This window comes from Shewanella sp. MTB7, assembly GCF_027571385.1.
In the GTDB taxonomy this organism is placed as follows: Bacteria; Pseudomonadota; Gammaproteobacteria; order Enterobacterales; family Shewanellaceae; genus Shewanella.
This window is the reverse complement of sequence record NZ_CP085636.1, coordinates 3420872-3438658: the sequence shown is the minus strand read 5'-3', so window position 1 is coordinate 3438658 and position 17787 is coordinate 3420872. Positions and strand designations below refer to the sequence as shown.

The window sequence follows — 17787 nt, the reverse complement described above, 5'->3', positions numbered from 1 at the left end:
CCATGAATGGTGGATTTATCTTAATTGAATGGAAATATAATGTTTATGTGTTGCTAGGTGGGTGTTTAGCAGTAAAAAGGCCCATAAGGGCCTTTTTGTAAACAGGCTATTATCTATTTTGATCTCTTTCTTGATCGCTTTCACGCCAAAATTCAGTAATAGCCCTTAAGTTTTCATAGGGCGCAACCTCTACGCCAGTTTCCGGTTTAATGGGTTCAAATCTCGCTATCTTTTTATGCTCCATCAATGGTGGTATGGTGTAGCACTTATCCAATCTAAATTGAACACCTTGGCTGGTGTAGTAGTAACCAGGACCAACCATATTGGTCAGTGTATAAGGGGCGTCTAATCGAACTTTCACTTGTCCTGAGTTAGGAACACTGTAACCACCAAAACCACCGCCGCCGCCAGAAAATGTATTGGCATAGTTATAGGTTGAGTGATAAGTGGTGTAGACCTCTGGGTCGACGACTCCACCAGGAATGCCACCCGTAAAGTTGGCCATGATTTGTGCTTGGCTCCAATTTACATTAGCAATTTGTACTATGGTACCTGTGTGACACCAAGGTACAGCTTGCGCAATACTACTGGCTCCTAAGCAAGCTAAAAACCCCAGAGTACCTACAACGGTCGTTAATTTATTTTTATTTTTTATCATGGTATTAATCTCTTCTCTCGTTATATGTTGAAAGTGTTGAACGCCTACAACTATGTAACTGTTTGGAAGTGAGAACCAGAAAAAGGCAGGGCAAAGCTGGGGAGGAGTTCATTTCTCCCGATATTTACCCAGAGTGTTGCAGGTGAAGTAAAAAAACGAGTTTGTTTTATAAGGCTAAAATTTAATTTTTAAACCACCGACGTAAGTTCTTGGTGCGCCGGGCCCCACAAATCTAGCATCGTCAAATCCGGGATAAATGTTACCCAACACTTCATCGGACTCTCCGTAGGCACCAAAGGTTTGGTAGTGAGTATCGAATAAATTATCGATGCGGGTATAAATAGATATCCAATCATTGATCTGATACATAACCTTGAGATCAACTAAGGCAAAACCCGATATTATCTCATTTTCATTGGCTTCATCACCGCGATAATATTGCCCACTCTGGTATTTAATGTCGCTACCCAGAGTGAGATCACCTATGTACCACTCGATGCCCGCTTTAACATTGTGCTTGGGTAAACCAGGAATGGCATCACCTGCACTGACTTGGCGATCACCACCAAGGGGGTTGTTAGGGCTAAATGAGATGAAATCTGATGAAAACCTGGCATCTAGGTAGCTGTAGGATAAGGTAAACTGCCAATCCTGAAGTTGCTGTTTGTAATACGCTTCACCGCCTTGGCGCTCAGTGTCGCCCACATTAGCGAAAAACCCCTCAGAGGGTAGTCCGGATGCCTGCTGAAAGATGATGTCATCTTGGTTACGGGCATGAAATAGGGTTAAACCCAATGAAAGAGAGCCTTGAGTATATTCAGCGCCTATTTCAAACGTATCGGTAATGACCTGCTCAAGAGGCGGGTCTGAGACAAAACCATTGGGCAGTTTACAGGGGGCATCAGGATCTGCGCAGCTCAATTCTACTGGGGTAGGGGCTCTGCTTGAGCGACTATAAGATGCGAATAGAGACGTGTCAGCAGTGAATGCCCAGTTGATACCAATTGAGGGGCTAAGATGAGTAAAATCATGATCGCCATCTAAGGTTTTACCATCATTTCCAGGTGCTAAATCGGTCATGTGGACGTTAGTTGCATCATATCGTAGTGCAGAAGTCAGTGTGAGATCGTCAGCTATCGCTAAGCTGCCAGCAACAAAAGCAGAATAATGACGACGTTCACTGTCGAGTCTGACCACCGAGTCAGCATCAAATAACCCAACGGCTTGTGTCGCTCGAGGAGCCTCTGGTGTGTCATTTAATAACTCTGCAAATTCAGTGTCAGATTGAAAGCGAATGTCAGCAAAGTCTGCAGTTAGCCCTAAAACCCATTGAGTATCCATTTGGTGCAATTGTGTATCGATAGTCCACTGAGCTGTTACCCCCATGGCTTTTTGATCTGTGTTGGAAGTGTTATTGAGACCATCAAGATCATCGGCTTCTAATCCTAAATCCTCTAAGCTGTCGTTAAATGCTGTTGCATCAGGCTTAATAAAGCGAACGGGCTCATCATCTTCATCACATAAGGTCTCGTTGCCCGCATGAATACACTCTTCAAAATCACTATCGTCACCGTTTAATGCGTCGGTTTTGCTCTGACGGTAATAGAGGTTGAGATCCAGTGTCATAGCGTCATTCAATTCAATATTACCAGACAAAGAAGCAAAGCCATGGTTGGTTTCAGTTTTGTCAGGATGGGTATAAACCGCATCTCTGCCTTCTAAGGCCATTAGGTCGAAAGGGACCGCGCCATTACCAATAAGCTCGCTTTGACTAAATGCGGTGAGCAGATCCCAACGGGTTTTATTATTGGCTTTCCAGCTTAACCGCCCCAGAAACTGGCTGACCTCAGTTGGGGAATATTGTCGCCACCCTTCTTCTTGATAGCGACTTACTACAGCGTAGTAACCCAATTCACCACTGTTACCGCCGACTTCAATGGTTTGTTGATCCATACCATGACTGCCAGCTCTGAGTTCTACATCTGTGCCTTGAAACGTAAAGCCATCCTTTATGTTGAGTACCAAGGCTCCACCGAGTGTGTTTTGGCCAAAAAGAGGGTTTGAGCCGGAATAGAGACTGACGTTACTGAGGGCGGTAAGGGGGATCAACTCCCAGTTAATCGTATCGCCAAAGGGCTCGTTAAAACGGACTCCATTGACATAAACAGAGATCCCTTGAGGCAGACCGAGTAGAGGCGAAAGTGTAAATCCTCGATATTGCATATCCATTTGAAAAGGATTGTTCTGCACATCATTGACGCTAACACCTGCAAACTTGTCTTTAAGAAATTGTCCCAGGTTAGTGTCTAGACTGCGTTCGATCTCTTCGCTATCAGCATGTTGGTGGGCACCGGGATAAACAGGTATCTCATGGTCGATGGCTTGTCCGAGGACAGTGATCACTTCGGGTAATTTATTCGTGGTTTGAGCTAAATTATCAGCAGTAACGTCACTCGAAAATAACAATAAATTGATGCCACTGGTAATAACTACTATCCACAAATGTGTAAAAAGCCACTTTTTAAACAAGGGGTTTTCTCCTTTAAATCTTTTAGTTAGATTATAAAAATTTAAGAAATAGAGCTATTAACGTTTATGAGGAGTTCTTTGCTACTTTAGTAGGTGAGACGTAACGAATTTACCGTTTGTGGAATGAGGAGCACCATAGTGATTGATGTGCCAAAAGTGTTTCTTTGGACCATATGATCCCATTTTGTTGGTCTTAGCTGTGTATTATATGATAAATAAGTTTACGAATGTAATAATTTGTGTAAGAATATTGTTTCAATTTTTTGCTGGATTGTAGATTAATCCTCTGTCCATTAAAGAAGTAGGGTTAACATAAACAGTAAGTGGAGAACAGAATACATGAGAAACATGAAGACAATATTTACACTAGCGACTGCGGGTTTAACCCTATTAATAGCTTCATCTGCAAATGCAACTTGGATCCAAAATCATCAAGTGGTGGTGGATGCCTACATATCAGGTGATGAGCTTACTGAAGCGAATAATGGCAGTATTAAAGTTGTTGAATATAATACAGCTAACATCAATTTCAATACTTCATTTGATACTAATTCACATATCTTTACTGCACCAGCAAAGGGTTTATACAATGTCGATGCCCGTTTCTCTCAACTGAAATGCGGCAGTAGATACCTGTTACGTATCGGTATCTCAGTCCCCAATGCTGCAGCGCCAGGTAGCAATGCCTCAATTGGCCCCGTTACGTTCGCAGACATAGCTAATTACGGTTGCGCTATACCAGGAATTGCAGCTGTCAATGGCATCATGTCGCTTGAAGAGGGTGATACCTTGTTTATTCAAGCACGTTATCAGCGAGCTATTTATGATATTTCACGTTGGAATTATAAGAATGAATATCAGAATCGCCTAGTGATCACCTATCTTGGTGTACCCACTTTGTTCTAATCTATTCGTAGATTTAATCATTTCATTGCAATTTTAGTGATGTAAGTGGTTTGAAAATGGAAAACCATCGATACCTTGATTGTGTTGATGGTTTTTTTATTTGTAACTTTCTTTGGCATCATGCCATCGGTGTGTCGGATCCATGACTACAAGTCATCGATTACCTTTTGATAACTGTTCTGCCAGTTTTGATAATCTAATGGTATAGGTTTAAACAGACCATGTTGCTCAAGCACCAGTGAGGGGAATCCTTGGATGGGGAGTTGGCGTACAGTGGCTATCTCGCTCAGCAGTTTTTGATTAAGCAACTCACTGTGCATCTGTGTGACAAACTCAGTAGTATTTAGACCTATTTTTGCCGCTATATTGGCCAAGGTGTCAAGATCCGAAGGGTTCTTGGCTTCGAGATAATAGGCGGTTTGAATGCCATCAAGCATCTGCTGTTCAAGGCCTTGCTCTCTGGCGATTAACACTGCGCGGCAAGCTGGATACGTTGAGCGTCTTGGCTGACATTTCCTCCAAAAATCATAGTTAAATGTAGTGCCAAGTTGGATGTTGATTTTATGCCAGGTCTGCTCAAGGAAAGATTGCATCTCCTTATGCATCAGTTCGTCAGAATCAGGTGCTAAGCCGCCCAGTTTGTACTCGACGGTTATTCCTGACACTTCTAACGCTGTTCTCAGTTTATGCCAGGTTGGGGCGTAGCCCCAACACCAACTGCACATAGGATCATAGACGTAATAGAGTGTTGGTTTAGGATTATTTTCTAAGTTCATATGTTCATCCCATACCTTAATGCCATAATCGTCTTGCGAGGCCTGAAGATCGTTGAGTCGCTTGTAAACTGGCATGTTCGAAGACGGTTTGCGATCCCAGACAAGTAAAGTGCTTTTTGGCGCGGGTGATGGCGGTGTACACCAGCTCTTTGGTTAACAGTTGCTTTTGAGCAAGACTGGGCCAGAGTGGCAATACCAGACTGACACTACTAAATTCGCTGCCTTGGCTCTTATGTACCGTCATGGCAAAGCAAGTATCGTGGCTGGGCAGGCGAGCGGGGAGTACTTTTAAGATACTGCCATCGGCTTGGATAAAGTGAGCCATTAATCTTGGGGGGATCAACCTTAGGGGAGAGTGGCGAGGGTGGCTTGCCTCATTTTTATCTGATAGCCCTTGTTGGGACTGGTCAGAGTCTAAAAGGATCAAACCAATATCACCATTAAACAGGCCTAAGTTATAGTCATTACTCTGAATGATAACCGGACGTCCCTGATAAAATTCAAGCTCAGTCGAGATTAACTTGGCTTGCTTGAGGGCATTGGTCACGCCCAAGTTGATGCCATCTACACCATATTCCCCAGCGCGCATGGCGCACAAAATTCGAAATTCGTTATAGCAATCGATGATCTCAGTTGGTGTACTGCTGGCATGTTTTGCCAATTCAAGATAACGGCGATAATGAGTCACTGCGAGGGAGAGTAACTCGTCTAACCCAGCATTACCGCTATGGGTCTTTTGATGCTCAATCCAAGTCAGTTCCTCGTAACCCTTCTGCCACACTTGCATGATGCGGGCTTTATCTGAATTATTTACCGCAGCGGCTAATTGGCCAATACCGGCATCGCCTTTAAATCTGTGACTGTGCATTAACATGCATAAACTGTCACCAATTTTTGGCGATTCATTGATGAATCCACTGAGATCAAAACCTGTTAGCGTGGATAACGCTTGAGCATAGTGGGCTGAATATCGCATCTGCCATTTACTGCCTGCATGGGGATTAGAGAGTTTTAATCCTGCACAGATATCGGCCAATACCGCACCGGCTTCAACCGAAGCAAGCTGGTCTTGATCCCCAAGCAGTATGAGTCTTGCATGAGATGGCAGTGCCGATAACACCTTGTGCATCATAGGGAGATCGACCATAGAGGCTTCATCGATGACCAGCAGATCCAGTCTAAGAGGGTTATCTTTGTGGTGGCGAAATTGATGAGAGTTGGGAATAACCCCTAACAACCTGTGCAAGGTTGACGCTTCCTCTGGTACTCGATACAAGTTATCCAGATTAATTCTGTCAGCAAAGGGGGCTAATTCCTGTTTCAGTCGCACCTTGGAGGCTTTGATTGATTCACTTAATCTGGCCGCAGCTTTACCCGTAGGTGCCACCAGTTTTATGGTCATTAGCGATTCTTGTGCTAATAAAAACAGCAGCTTAGTGACGGTTGTGGTTTTACCTGTGCCAGGGCCGCCAGTGATCACAGCTAACTTTTTACTAAAGGCGGTGGCAGTGGCGATTTTCTGCCAGTCAAACACTGGCGCTACATCACTGGGTGAGGCAGGGAAAAGAATATCTAAACTGGCTTTAGTGGCGCCGGTGACTTTAGACCCCTGATTCTTTGACAGTTGGATTAGATAGTCACTGACCTGAGTCTCAAATTGATAATAACGTTGCAGATACAGATCGCCACTGTCTAACACAATCGGTGTCGAGACTAATGTTGAACCTGCTGTTGAACCCTCTGTTGAAATGGGCGCTGTTAACGACTCAGGCTCTGAAGCATTACCCATCGAGCTGATGCAGGGGAATTGCGCCAATATGGCTGTGAGCTCAGAGTGAGTGCAGGTTATACGACAATGAGATACCTGCTCAACCATGGGATTATCCAGCGATATCTGATGAATAGGCAGACAAGTGTGTTGTTGAGATAACTGTTTACTCAGCAGCGCGCAGATCAGTAAAAAGAGTTCACGGTATGCGCCTTTCTTGTAAGAGGTTTCACTGGTATGTGCTTCATCTAACGTCTTAAGCTGAGTCTGGTGTAACTGTGCCAGTTCGATAGCAAAGTGCCGGTCGAGTGGGGTGATTAAACGTTCGGCTTCCCAGACTTTCAATAGCACTTTAATCGGCTGTGTTGACTGGATCATCGCTTAAGCTCCATTGGCTTGATTTGGGTTGCTTGGATAGAAAGGCGTGTTAATTGAGAGTTCACGATCGAACAACTCATCGAGAGATTTGATAAGTGCCTGTGGCGGTTTATCATAGAAAACGCCTGAGAGTGGTGCATTGACAGACATGCCACGCAGGAAGAGATAATAACTGCCGCCAATATGTTGATCGTAATTATAATGTGGCATTCTCAATCGCAGGTATCGGTGTAAAGCCAAGGTGTAGATGATGTACTGGAGGTCATATCTATGGCTACGAATTGCGCCGCGCATCGCATCAACACCATAATGAGTAAAATCATCACCCAGATGGTTAGACTTGTAATCAGCAATATAGAACTGGCCCTGGTGTTCGAAGGTTAGATCAATAAAGCCCTTGAGCATCCCCTTGAGAGATTCAAAACTCAAGCCTGCACTGTAACCAAAATGTTCAAGTAGCTCATTGAGTCTTACTGCACTCAGCTGATTAATGGGCAGGTAGAACTCCATCTCTACTAACTTTTGAGAATTAGTAAGTTGAGCCAATTTCAGAGAGCCATCAGCGGCTAGTGGAGTGCCATCAGCTATAAGCGGAGAGTCAAGCAAGTCTAGATACCAAGTATAAAGCACCTCATACCAGCTCTCGTCGATACCGTACTTTTCCATGGCAATAGGCAGTTGAACTGGGAGTTCAGCTTCAGCTTGAGTAAAGTCAATCAGCTCCAGCACTAAGTGCATAAAGCTACCCGCGTTGGCACCGCGTTCGAAAGTGAATCGAGACGGTGTTGGGTCGACCTCATCTTGAATGATCTCAAGTTCAGGAAAAGCTTCATCATCAGCGCCAGGGGCAATATGCTCATGGGGCAGGTCTTTCACTAGCCCAGAGTAACTGCCCACACGCCATGGCGTATAGAGTTTACGCTTAAGCTCTTTAGGGGCTAGAGTCGATTGATAGTCCGAGGTATTGCCTAACGCATGAGTCGAGGCAAGATCATCCATCTCGGTGACACTAATGGCATCACATTTCAGTTTGTTAGCTTGAGACTCAATGAGTGCGAACTCACAGGCTTTGTTTTCGATACCGAGCAAATAGCCTATTCCGGTTTCATTCAGTTGGCTGGTGATCCCCGCTTTCTTAGTGAAGCGACTGTGGTTGGCCACATAGAGATAACACTGATACACAGGACGCGTCATGGCTACATACAGCAGGCGCAGATCTTCGGCGAGGTTTTCGCGTTTATGACGCTCCCAGCCCTCATCGGTTTGGTTGATATCCCATACCAATTTATTCTTTTCATGGTAAAGCATCGGGGCTGGTTTGCGACGGTTATCCCTCGCTAAGCTGACAAAGGGGATAAAACAGACCGGATATTCAAGTCCCTTACTTTTATGAATCGTGACGATTTGAACTAGATTCTGTTCACTTTCGAGCCGTAGCTGTGCTTCTTCACTAGTATTGTTGTCGATAAGAGCCTGTTCATACCAGTTAACCAGTGCACTTATGCCATCGAGTTCAGTGGCTTTTTGTTGCAGTAGTTCGGCTAAATGTCTGAAGTCGGTTAAGCGTCGCTCGCCATCTTCACCTCGAAGCAGGCGTTCAATAAGCTTGGTCTCATTGGCCAGATTCAGCAACGCAGGCATGATCCCCCGTCGTAACCAGCTATGATGCAAGGTATCAAATTGTTCAAGCAAGGTCTGTCTAACCATCTCATCTTGGTTAAAACTGTGGATCGCCAGCGCGTCATAACCAAGTAGGGAGGTGGCTAAGGCTGAGCGCAGCGCACGCTCATCTTTTGGTGTGGCAAGTGCGTGCAACACCAAGGCCATTTCACGGGCCTCTAAGGTATTAAATACGCTATCTCGACTTAAGAAAACCGCGCCAATTTGCCGATTAGACAAAGACTTTTTAATCACGGCAGCTTCATTTCTGTCGCGCACCAGCACGGCAATGTCTTTGGCTTTTAGTGGCGCGCCGCTAATGGTGCACTCGCCAGCTTGTGCCTCGGTGAGCAATCTGCATATTTCGGCTGCGGCATCTTCTGCCAATCGCTTTCTGGCGGTGGTTTTATTCAATCCCTTTTCAGGATCTTCACTTAGCAGTTTGATTTTGAGTGCCGATGAGTCATTGGTACGCTCAATAAACACCTTTTTATCGGCAAAGGGCGAGGGCTGTACGGGCTCAAATGGGATAGCCTCGCTGATAAAAGGTTCGTCTCGATTTTCAAACAGGGCATTGACGCCCACTATCATGTTGCGACTGGAGCGATAGTTAGTGTCGAGATTATAGTGATCCTTAGTTTGTTCTCTAGCTTGGATATAGGTGTGAATATCCGCGCCCCTGAAGGCATAAATGGCCTGTTTAGGATCGCCAATCATCAGCAGACTTAAGTTGTCTGCCCCCGATTTATCATCGAGTTCGGTCGGCTGCTCTTGCATCTGATAGATACGGCTAAAAATAGCAAATTGTAGTGGATCGGTATCCTGAAACTCATCAATCAGCGCGATAGGAAATCGTTTAGCAATGGTGCTTGCTAAAGAGGACGGGCTGTTTTCGTCAGGGCGCAGTGCATTTTCGAGGGTGATGAGCAGATCATCTGGAGTCAATAAATTCCGCTCAGATTTTTGCTGAGAAAAACGCTTTGCGATCCCGCTTTGGGCACAATAGAGAAAGCTTGGGATAAAATCAGTGATAAGCCCGCACAAACGCTCGATATGATCTAACACTGGTGCTTGCTCTGGCGTGGGTATTTCGCCGCCCTTGTTAAGTTTAAGCTCACTTAAAGAGAGGCATTCCATTACTTTCAATGGCGGCAGACTTTCACTGAATTTGCACCAGTTGTCCATGTAATCAAGCATTTTAGCCAGTTTCGGATAACCATCAGGCTTTTTACCGAATCTCACGCCACTCAGTGGTAATGCGTGCAGTAAGCCTTCGATGTTCTCACGTTCTCGCGGCCAAATAAGTTTAAGGCGACTCAAACTTTGAGTTAATGTTTGCTGCAGTTTATCAAAGGGCTGGGGTATCGGCAGGGCTGTGGCCTGACTTGCTCCAAGCAATGGCCTGAGTTGCTTGGACAGTGCATCGGGATCACTAAATTTCTTCTGGATAATTTCGGCTAAATAGATGGGCAGTGGGTAACAGTGCTCCCGCCAAAAATCGCGCACCGCGTGATGCAAAAACTCACTGTCATCTAAGGTAAATTCAGACTCAAATAGCAAGGATGACTCAAATGCCATGTCGGCCAATATGCGCTGACAAAAGCCGTGAATGGTAAAAATGGAGGCTTCATCGAGTGATTTTAGTGCCAAGTCGAGCCGTTTGAGCGCGAGTGGACGCTCTGATTCTGGCGTGAGTCGATAGAGAGATTCTATCAGCTCATCACCTGTGTCTAAACCGATAAAACAACGGTATGCCAGTTGGATCTTGCGGCGGATACGATCTCTAAGTTCACCCGTGGCTGCATTGGTGAAGGTCACCACCAAAATTTGCTCACAGGTTAGTGGTTTTGGTATCTCATGACCCAAGAGTAAACGCACATATAAACCCGCGATAGTGAAGGTTTTACCTGTACCCGCGCTGGCCTCAATTAAGCGACTGCCGCCAAAGGGCAGGGTAAGGGTGTTTAACGGTACTGAGCCGAGTGATTTACTACGCTGTTGAGCATTAGCATTTTGATGTTCTGTATTAGTCGACGTCATGATTAAGCGCCCCCTTCAACAAATGCAGACAACTCGCTAAGTTTGTCTTTGTGATACAGGCTGAGCATAGGGCTGAGCAGTGTCATGGCAATCTGTCCGAATCTGTCTTCTGTGAAATCATCAGGGAAACTGAAAAGACGTTGATAATGAGGCTCAAAGCCTTCACCCAGCTGATTTTGTTCATCTTTCCACTGACTTTGTGCTTCGATAAGTTTCTCACCATGTTCCCCTTCTGCTTCGACATAGGCGAGGGCGGTTCTGGGCATAAACATTAAAGGGTGCAGCTGTCCTGATTGAAAGTGACATAACCAAAGACTCAATAGCGCCTTAGCTTGCTCTGATGTCACCCCATGAAATGCGTGGAAATGACCGATATCAAGCAGGTAACTGATATGCTGTTTGCCGCAGACTTGACCAGTAGTACTGTTAGCAGCATCAGCTAGCACAGCATCTTTCATGGCACAAATACACAAATGCCTTAAGTAAACGCGAATTAAGTCACGGCCATTGGCGGTGCCGGGGCGGTAATTGACTAAGCCCTTAGCACAGAGGTCATCTATGCGTCCCACTAATGTGATGGCATCATTTAGGCCATCTGCTTGAGTAAAGGCAAGCTCGATATCCTGTGAGTGCTGATTTTCACCCCGCAGATAAAGCGTGCGACCAATGATGGGTTTTATGTCATTGAGATATTGGCCAAGTAACAGATCATCAAAGGGTTGCAGTGGCAGTTCACCGCTGGCTTTTAGCCGTTGCAGTAATACCGCATCAGGTGTTTCAAGATTTTGTGAGATAGCATTATCCAGTAGATTGGCTTGCAACTTATAGCGCTCTAGTGCATTTAAGCTAAAGGGCTCATCGTTATCATCTGCTTGGATATTGAGTCCTAAATCAACTTTTAGACTGCGATTGAAAAAGTACTGCGCTGGATTTCTGAAGAAGCGAATGAGCGCGGAAACCTCCAACTCTTCAGTATCTAGACTATCTCGTTGCTCGTTGACTTGAGTGATGTTCACCCCAGTTTCAATAAAACGTGGCGTGTCACTCTTTTTAAGTAACCTGTTTGTTAGATCCAACTCTTTTGCATCTGCAGGAGGTGTTGCTGGACACCACTGGGCCGAATAACTTTGTTTAAGACCGCTCTGTTTGAGCGCCGATTGTTTTAATGAAGTAGAGGCTGACGACTCTTGTATAGATGATTCTGGATCTTGACTTAAGTAAAGGCGTTCATCGAAAGGTTGCAGTGGCTGCTCAATCAATAACTGTTGGTGGACAGCTTTCTCAATAGCGGGGATCACCTTGACTATCGTCTCATCGTCACTTCTATCAAGCTTGTTGAATGCTTCAGGTAGATAACAGAGCTGGCAATATTCAACCAACTCAGAGACTAACATTGAGGGGATCCGCTCCGAGTTATCACGCTCACTGTGACCGATATAGCTGATGTAAAGTTGCTCGCGGGCGGAAAGTATCGCCTCTAAAAACAGGTATCTGTCATCTAAACGGCGCGAGCGGTCGCCTTTTCGTGGGCCAAATTGTGCCACCAGATCAAATCCCACTGGATGTTGTACTCTCGGGTAGATGCCATCATTCATGCCAACTAAACAAACCACCTTAAAGGGGATAGAGCGCATCGGCATCAAGGTACAAAAGTTAACGCTACCGGCTAAGTATCTTTGACCAACGCGAGATTCACTTAATGTACTATTAAACCAGTTTTGCAGCACTTGCGTGTTAAGCGGAGTGACTTGTCCTGCCTCATTAAGCTCAGTTTTGAGTTTGCTTATCGCCTCACGAATGGCTTGTAGCTGCATACGCTCTTCGTCATCAACTTCATAGAAATCTTCTAGTAATTGAGTCAGCTGCGCCATACGCACTTCAATGTCACAGTTCTGCGCAAGTTGCAGGCGATACTCATCTAAGGCTTCGATAAAGTTCAGTAGTTTTCCTAATGCTTGAGCCGATTGTCCTTCGATGCCGGCCACGGTTAAGGTGTCTTGATACAGCGCTGCGTCATCGCTAAAGGCATAACCTAAGATGAGGCGTTTAATGCCAAAGGCCCAAGAGTTTTTATCGAATGCTGGCAGTGATTGCGCCGCGCGACTGGTTTCATCACGTCCCCAACGCACGCCTGCTTGTTCGAGCCAGTGGCGGATCATCATTAGGGCTTCATCATCAAGCTCGAAGCGTCTTAGTACAGCAGGCACTTCTAAAATGCCTAAGATATCCGTTAGCCCAAAACGACTTTGATTGATGGACAGAATATGCAGAAAGCTGTTGATTAGCGGTGATTCCTGCGCCGCGCCTCTGTCGGCAATGGCGTAGGGAATATAGTGCGCGCCCTGTTTTGCTGAAAAGACCGCATCAATATAGGGTGCATATGCGGCCACATCGGGAAGCATGATAACGATGTCTTTGGCCAGCAGTGGATCATCTGGATTGATAGGCTCACGGGAGAGCATCTCCAATAGATGATCGTGCAGAGTTTCAATCTCACGCAGTGGGCTGTGGCAACTTCTCAATGTTAGCGAGTCATCATTGCTTGCCAGAGTACGGCGACCCTCGAGTGTAAGGTAGAGTGATGCATCTGGCCCTAAGCTTCTATCACGGGTTTCGAGTTCGAGAATATCATGTTGTATGCCTTGAAGTAGGCTCTCTATGCCGGGGTCTTGGTAACACTCAAAATTAAAGTTGGTGTGCTCCTCAGGAAGCTCCAAAATAAGATCCAGTAGTTCACGTCCCATTTTGCCATTATTGGCAAGTAGGGGATTGCCCACTTCGAGTTTATCTTCCCATAGGGTTTCAAGCTTATGCTTGTTAGCGTATTCAAGTGCCATACGTGCACGTAGGCGGGGATCGACAATGTCGCCCCAATAGTGCTGACAAGGACTTAAATTTAACATGATCACATCAATACGTTTGGCCAGATGATAAAGCACATCTAAGGTTTGTGGCGCCATGGATGAGATGCCAAACACGAATAAACGCCTTGGTAGCCCGTCGAGATCAGTATTGGGATCATCGAGTGCATCAAACAGAGATTGATGCAAGTTTGCCCTGTGATAACGACTCTTGTTAAGACGTTCATTATTAAATTCGATGAGCGCGCGCCACAAAATAGGTTGCCAAGTCTGTGAAGGATCCAGTTTGTCCCCTCTGGGAGGCAAAGTAGGTTCATTGGCTTCCCAAGCCGCTATCCAATCTGGCCTATAAACCAAGTATTGATCGAAGATATCTGCGATTTGGCCGCAAAGCTGAAATAGTTTCAGCGGTTCTTCTTTTATCTCTCCAGTACGGTTAGCTGCGTTGAGGTAGTTATTCAACGGAGCAAATGCGTCGATATTGAGCAGCTCAGGCAGCAACTCCATCAGTTTCCAGGTCATCGATGGTTTAGTGAACGCGTTCTCTTTAGGCACATCGGGCAAGAGTATGTGGCAAAGTTGCCAGATAAAGCTAGACGGCAGCGGAAATTCTAATGCGGCGGCGATCTTGTTCTTGCTGGCTATCTCTAGTCTTAACCAAGTGGACATTCCTGGGCTTTGAACCAATATCTGTTCAGGCATTAATAGTGGCATTCCAGGGATTGGCGTTTTTAACTCCTCGGCAAGTTGTGCTGAGAGGGCTTCCATTCGATTAGATTGAACTAGATAGAGCATGAATATTCCTAGGAAAATAGCATTAATATTCCGATGAGAGGAACTCACCTAAGTCAACCATTCTAGGTGTTTAGCTTGGTAAGTCTACTTAAACTCTTGGTATTTAGTGGTAATTGAGTATGTTCGGACAATATCAAACCAATAGAGGGAAATAGCCTTAAGCGTTAAGGGCTACCGAATGCATTTTAGTGTAACTTGTCAGACTCAAGTTTATCTATTAATGATTTTATATGAGCTTTTATGGAATCCCGAGCGGCTGCGTAGTCAACCGAGGCGGGTGGAACATCTGTCCATGTTTCAGTCTTAGCTTGTGTGTTAGAAGCGCTTGTAGAAAGCACTGTTCCAATAAAAATTATATGAGCAGCAGAGTTCAAATCGGTTAATTTAATTTTCTTGGGACTGTAGCTGGAAACATCAAAACCATCGGTGTTTAATTCGGAAATGATGGGTGTGGGGACAGAATCAGAATCTGGGGCTATGCCACGGGAGATTGCGCGATAGGAAAGGTTGCGAGCTTGGGCAAGGTCATTGAAATATGTCGCCGCCATTAGACTTTTGACATTACCGTGCTCACAGACAAAAATAACCTGTGGTGATGTTGGGGAAGTAGCTGAAATTGTTGTAGAACAAGCTGTTAGCAGCACATTGATAATAATGACATAGATAAGCAATAAAGTTCGATTGTGCATGTTTATCTCTTTATAGAGTTGATGAGTCAGCAAAAAAAAGTATCATTTAGGGGAAACCGACTCTTAGTTATTGATTCGTTAGTCTGTCTTAATATCTCCTCAAAAAAGCGATTTTACAATACTTTCTACTTGAATTTTTTTATAACGCCACATCAATAGCCTTGAATAGCCATTAAGGTTAGGTCTGTTTGGCGTTTTATTTAGTGAGCAGTAAAAATGATGTTTGAAAATGCAATTGGTTAGCGAGTTATTCATATCAATGTAGATGGGAATGTTAAATATCAATCGGTGTAGATGTTTAAATCTTTAGCTGACATTCATTTAAAATGTTAACTGTGACAGTGTTGTTATTTCCCAAAACGGGACGATTAGATAAGTGTTTATATTTTTTAGACTGAAAGGATATAAATTATATCCCCGTGGGAAACTCATTATTCAACAAGTTATGTTTGGTATTTAGCTTGATATGTCTACCTAAGTGCTAGGTATTTGAGACTAATTGAGCTTCTTCAGCTTTTATCTTGTATTACACAGTATTTTGTATGTTTAGATTCGTAAGTAGTCCGAGAACGCGATAGTTATGCCACTTCTCGTTACTGCAGGCAGGATTGACTGTAGTGGTAAAAATTAACACACATGCTGTTGTTCTGAGATTAGTATATGTAAGTTAATAAGGATATTTATATGAGTGAATTAAGAAGGGATAGTTTTGTTAAAGACATAGCGAAAGCTGTTGAATGTGTGGTAGATAAATACTTTTCTGAAGTTTCAGATGATGAGTCTTATAACTCTAAAGTAGATCATCAGATGCGACGGTTAACAGCTGGAAAGGTACCAAAAGGATATTTGGAATTACTTTTTAGTTTGACGAAGTCCAGTTCTCTTCCTGTTAAAGGGGCTGTTTTTGCTCATTTGGTCGAGGGGATGGAACAATCAGAAGTGGCGAAAGAGTTTCAGGTTAAGCCCAGTGCGATATCTCGTAAGGTTCGAGATATTAGCGACATTAATTTTATTGTTTCGTCTCTTGCTAAGTTCCATATACAAACCTGTATGTATCAAGATTGATAAAGTAACTTGGTTGACGTATTTGTTTCTGGTTAGATACTAGATTCATTAAGTTAAAGGGTAAACTTGATTTTTTGAAAGGAAATTAGGGTAATTAACCACCTGTGTGAAAGTGTTTTTGGTGTAGCTCTAGTTAATTTCATTAGTTTCCCTTCTATTGCGGGGGAGTTTTTTGTCAATTGAATTATTCTCTTCTGTTATATCTATGTCGATTAATAATATCTGGTAATAATGATTTTGGATCACTATTTTATTACACTATATGCCTCCTATTCACGTCTCCTTTGTTAAATTAAATAACAATGTCTAGGGTTGGTGCAATAATTAATTAACGGTTAACTGATATCAATATTAATAGTGTTATCTGTTAACTGTTATAAATTATCCTGAAAACTATAAATTAGTTGAAATCATGTAACTATCGTTTTAGTTTTGTTGTTAACGAATAATTCAGGATAATTAACTAGTCTAGTTAAATTTATAGTGAGCTTGTAGGGATTGAGTTCATAAGAAGTTAAATGAATTGTAAACTGAGAGGATTTATTTTGGCTGACGTTATAACGGTAAGGGCAACCAGTATATTTTTCGGTGTCGTTCAAAAAAATAACAAGCTGGTTGACTGCTTGATGGAGGGACAGGCTTTTCAACCAGAGTACAAGCAGGTATCCAACTCGATAATGGCTGAGAATAAGGTATTAACTCGTCGGGACGGAAAGAAGATGGATCGATTTTCATTGTTGGCGATTATGGCAGCTCAGTCCTGTTTTGAAGATGGTGCTCTTGATGAAAAGCAGATTTATGGCTGTGAGATATTCCTAGGAAACATGACGGGAGGTTGGACATACACCGAACCTCAACTACGTAAGTTACATAGTGAAGGATTGCTTGATATTAGCCCTTATCTGGCTTCCGCATGGTTTCCCGCAGCGCCGCAAGGACAGATCTCAATTCATTTGAAAGTGGCTGGCCTGGCTAAAACGGTGACCACAGATCGATGTGGTGGTGCCCAAGCTATCGGTATGGGGTTAGATAGAGCCAGGGCGAGTGTTCAACTGGTGCTATGTGGTGCCGTTGAGGCTCCCGTGACACCATTTGTCGAAGCTGCTTATCGCAAAGCTTATTGGAATAGTGACCGTTTATGTGAAGGTGCTGCAATGCTCATACTTGAAAAAGTAACCTTGCAAACAGCGATAAATGATAATCGTCCAGTGCTTTGCAATGAAATATCAAGACCCGTTCTAGCTTCGAGTAAAAGCTGTAAGTATGAGATGAAACAGATGCTAGAAACCATATTAACAGTTCAGGATAAAGAGAATATAAGTTTAGTTGTATTGAGTATTAACGATGATGTTTCTACAAAATCTGATGTGGTTAAACTCATTTTCCAGACGCTTAACTCAGAAGAACTGAAGATCATAGATCTTGATGAAATCATCGGTGATGGGTTGGCTGTAAATAGTGCCGCAGCTGTTATTGCTTCAGCTGAATTTATAAAAAGCAACAAACATTCAAGAGTATTAGTTATTTCAGTTGGGCATCAATGTTTGAGTGCAATTACGCTTAGTCATCCTAACGATTTGCTTGAATAAATATTTTAGTAATAAATTTTTAGTCATTGAAGAGTATTTTTAAATTAGCTTTGAATAAAAATGAAGGGAACGAA

The 17787-nt window shown here is 43.8% G+C and carries 10 protein-coding genes; 3 read left to right on the top strand and 7 right to left on the bottom strand.

Annotation, left to right across the window (positions count from 1 at the left end):
- Window positions 1-109 precede the first annotated feature (109 nt).
- Both HWQ47_RS14770 and HWQ47_RS14765 read right to left on the bottom strand, forming a co-directional pair.
- Window positions 110-658 carry a hypothetical protein gene (locus HWQ47_RS14770; RefSeq protein WP_269966850.1) on the bottom strand — a complete coding sequence of 183 codons (549 nt, stop codon included), beginning with the start codon at window positions 656-658 and terminating at the stop codon, window positions 110-112.
- Between the two features lie 174 nt (window positions 659-832).
- Entirely contained in the window at window positions 833-3187 is a 2355-nt protein-coding gene (locus tag HWQ47_RS14765) for a TonB-dependent receptor (protein ID WP_269966849.1), read from the bottom strand.
- A 348-nt stretch (window positions 3188-3535) separates the two neighbouring features.
- Between HWQ47_RS14765 and HWQ47_RS14760 the strand changes: the two genes are divergently transcribed.
- Window positions 3536-4093 carry a hypothetical protein gene (locus HWQ47_RS14760; protein WP_269966848.1) on the top strand — a complete coding sequence of 186 codons (558 nt, stop codon included), beginning with the start codon at window positions 3536-3538 and terminating at the stop codon, window positions 4091-4093.
- A 146-nt stretch (window positions 4094-4239) separates the two neighbouring features.
- On the opposite strand, the gene HWQ47_RS14755 is transcribed toward HWQ47_RS14760, so the two are convergent.
- The 5 genes from HWQ47_RS14755 to HWQ47_RS14735 form a co-directional block, all read right to left on the bottom strand.
- A complete protein-coding gene (locus HWQ47_RS14755; protein WP_269966847.1) occupies window positions 4240-4869 on the bottom strand; it encodes a DsbA family protein in 630 nt (209 codons plus the stop codon).
- A 16-nt stretch (window positions 4870-4885) separates the two neighbouring features.
- Entirely contained in the window at window positions 4886-7015 is a 2130-nt protein-coding gene (gene recD, locus HWQ47_RS14750) for an exodeoxyribonuclease V subunit alpha (RefSeq protein ID WP_269966846.1), read from the bottom strand.
- Between the two features lie 3 nt (window positions 7016-7018).
- The gene (recB, locus tag HWQ47_RS14745) at window positions 7019-10714 is read right to left on the bottom strand and encodes an exodeoxyribonuclease V subunit beta (protein WP_269966845.1); all 3696 of its coding nucleotides are present in this window, start codon (window positions 10712-10714) and stop codon (window positions 7019-7021) included.
- Between the two features lie 2 nt (window positions 10715-10716).
- Window positions 10717-14370 carry an exodeoxyribonuclease V subunit gamma gene (gene recC / locus HWQ47_RS14740; protein WP_269966844.1) on the bottom strand — a complete coding sequence of 1218 codons (3654 nt, stop codon included), beginning with the start codon at window positions 14368-14370 and terminating at the stop codon, window positions 10717-10719.
- A 185-nt stretch (window positions 14371-14555) separates the two neighbouring features.
- Window positions 14556-15059, bottom strand: a complete 504-nt coding sequence (locus tag HWQ47_RS14735; protein WP_269966843.1) for a hypothetical protein — start codon at window positions 15057-15059, stop codon at window positions 14556-14558.
- A 684-nt stretch (window positions 15060-15743) separates the two neighbouring features.
- Here HWQ47_RS14735 and HWQ47_RS14730 point away from each other — a divergent pair.
- Both HWQ47_RS14730 and HWQ47_RS14725 read left to right on the top strand, forming a co-directional pair.
- The gene (locus tag HWQ47_RS14730; protein WP_269966842.1) at window positions 15744-16124 is read left to right on the top strand and encodes a hypothetical protein; all 381 of its coding nucleotides are present in this window, start codon (window positions 15744-15746) and stop codon (window positions 16122-16124) included.
- A gap of 518 nt (window positions 16125-16642) precedes the next feature.
- Window positions 16643-17713 (top strand): beta-ketoacyl synthase N-terminal-like domain-containing protein, encoded by a 1071-nt coding sequence (locus HWQ47_RS14725; protein ID WP_269966841.1) that lies wholly within the window; start codon window positions 16643-16645, stop codon window positions 17711-17713.
- The last annotated feature ends 74 nt before the right edge of the window (window positions 17714-17787 follow it).

Excerpts from the sequence above, each read along its gene's own strand:
- HWQ47_RS14770 (WP_269966850.1), bottom strand. The coding sequence starts at position 658 with ATGATAAAAAATAAAAATAAATTAACGACCGTTGTAGGTACTCTGGGG.
- HWQ47_RS14760 (WP_269966848.1), top strand. The coding sequence starts at position 3,536 with ATGAAGACAATATTTACACTAGCGACTGCGGGTTTAACCCTATTAATA.
- HWQ47_RS14755 (WP_269966847.1), bottom strand. The coding sequence starts at position 4,869 with ATGAACTTAGAAAATAATCCTAAACCAACACTCTATTACGTCTATGAT.
- recD (WP_269966846.1), bottom strand. The coding sequence starts at position 7,015 with ATGATCCAGTCAACACAGCCGATTAAAGTGCTATTGAAAGTCTGGGAA.
- recB (WP_269966845.1), bottom strand. The coding sequence starts at position 10,714 with ATGACGTCGACTAATACAGAACATCAAAATGCTAATGCTCAACAGCGT.
- recC (WP_269966844.1), bottom strand. The coding sequence starts at position 14,370 with ATGCTCTATCTAGTTCAATCTAATCGAATGGAAGCCCTCTCAGCACAA.
- HWQ47_RS14735 (WP_269966843.1), bottom strand. The coding sequence starts at position 15,059 with ATGCACAATCGAACTTTATTGCTTATCTATGTCATTATTATCAATGTG.
- HWQ47_RS14730 (WP_269966842.1), top strand. The coding sequence starts at position 15,744 with ATGAGTGAATTAAGAAGGGATAGTTTTGTTAAAGACATAGCGAAAGCT.
- HWQ47_RS14725 (WP_269966841.1), top strand. The coding sequence starts at position 16,643 with ATGAATTGTAAACTGAGAGGATTTATTTTGGCTGACGTTATAACGGTA.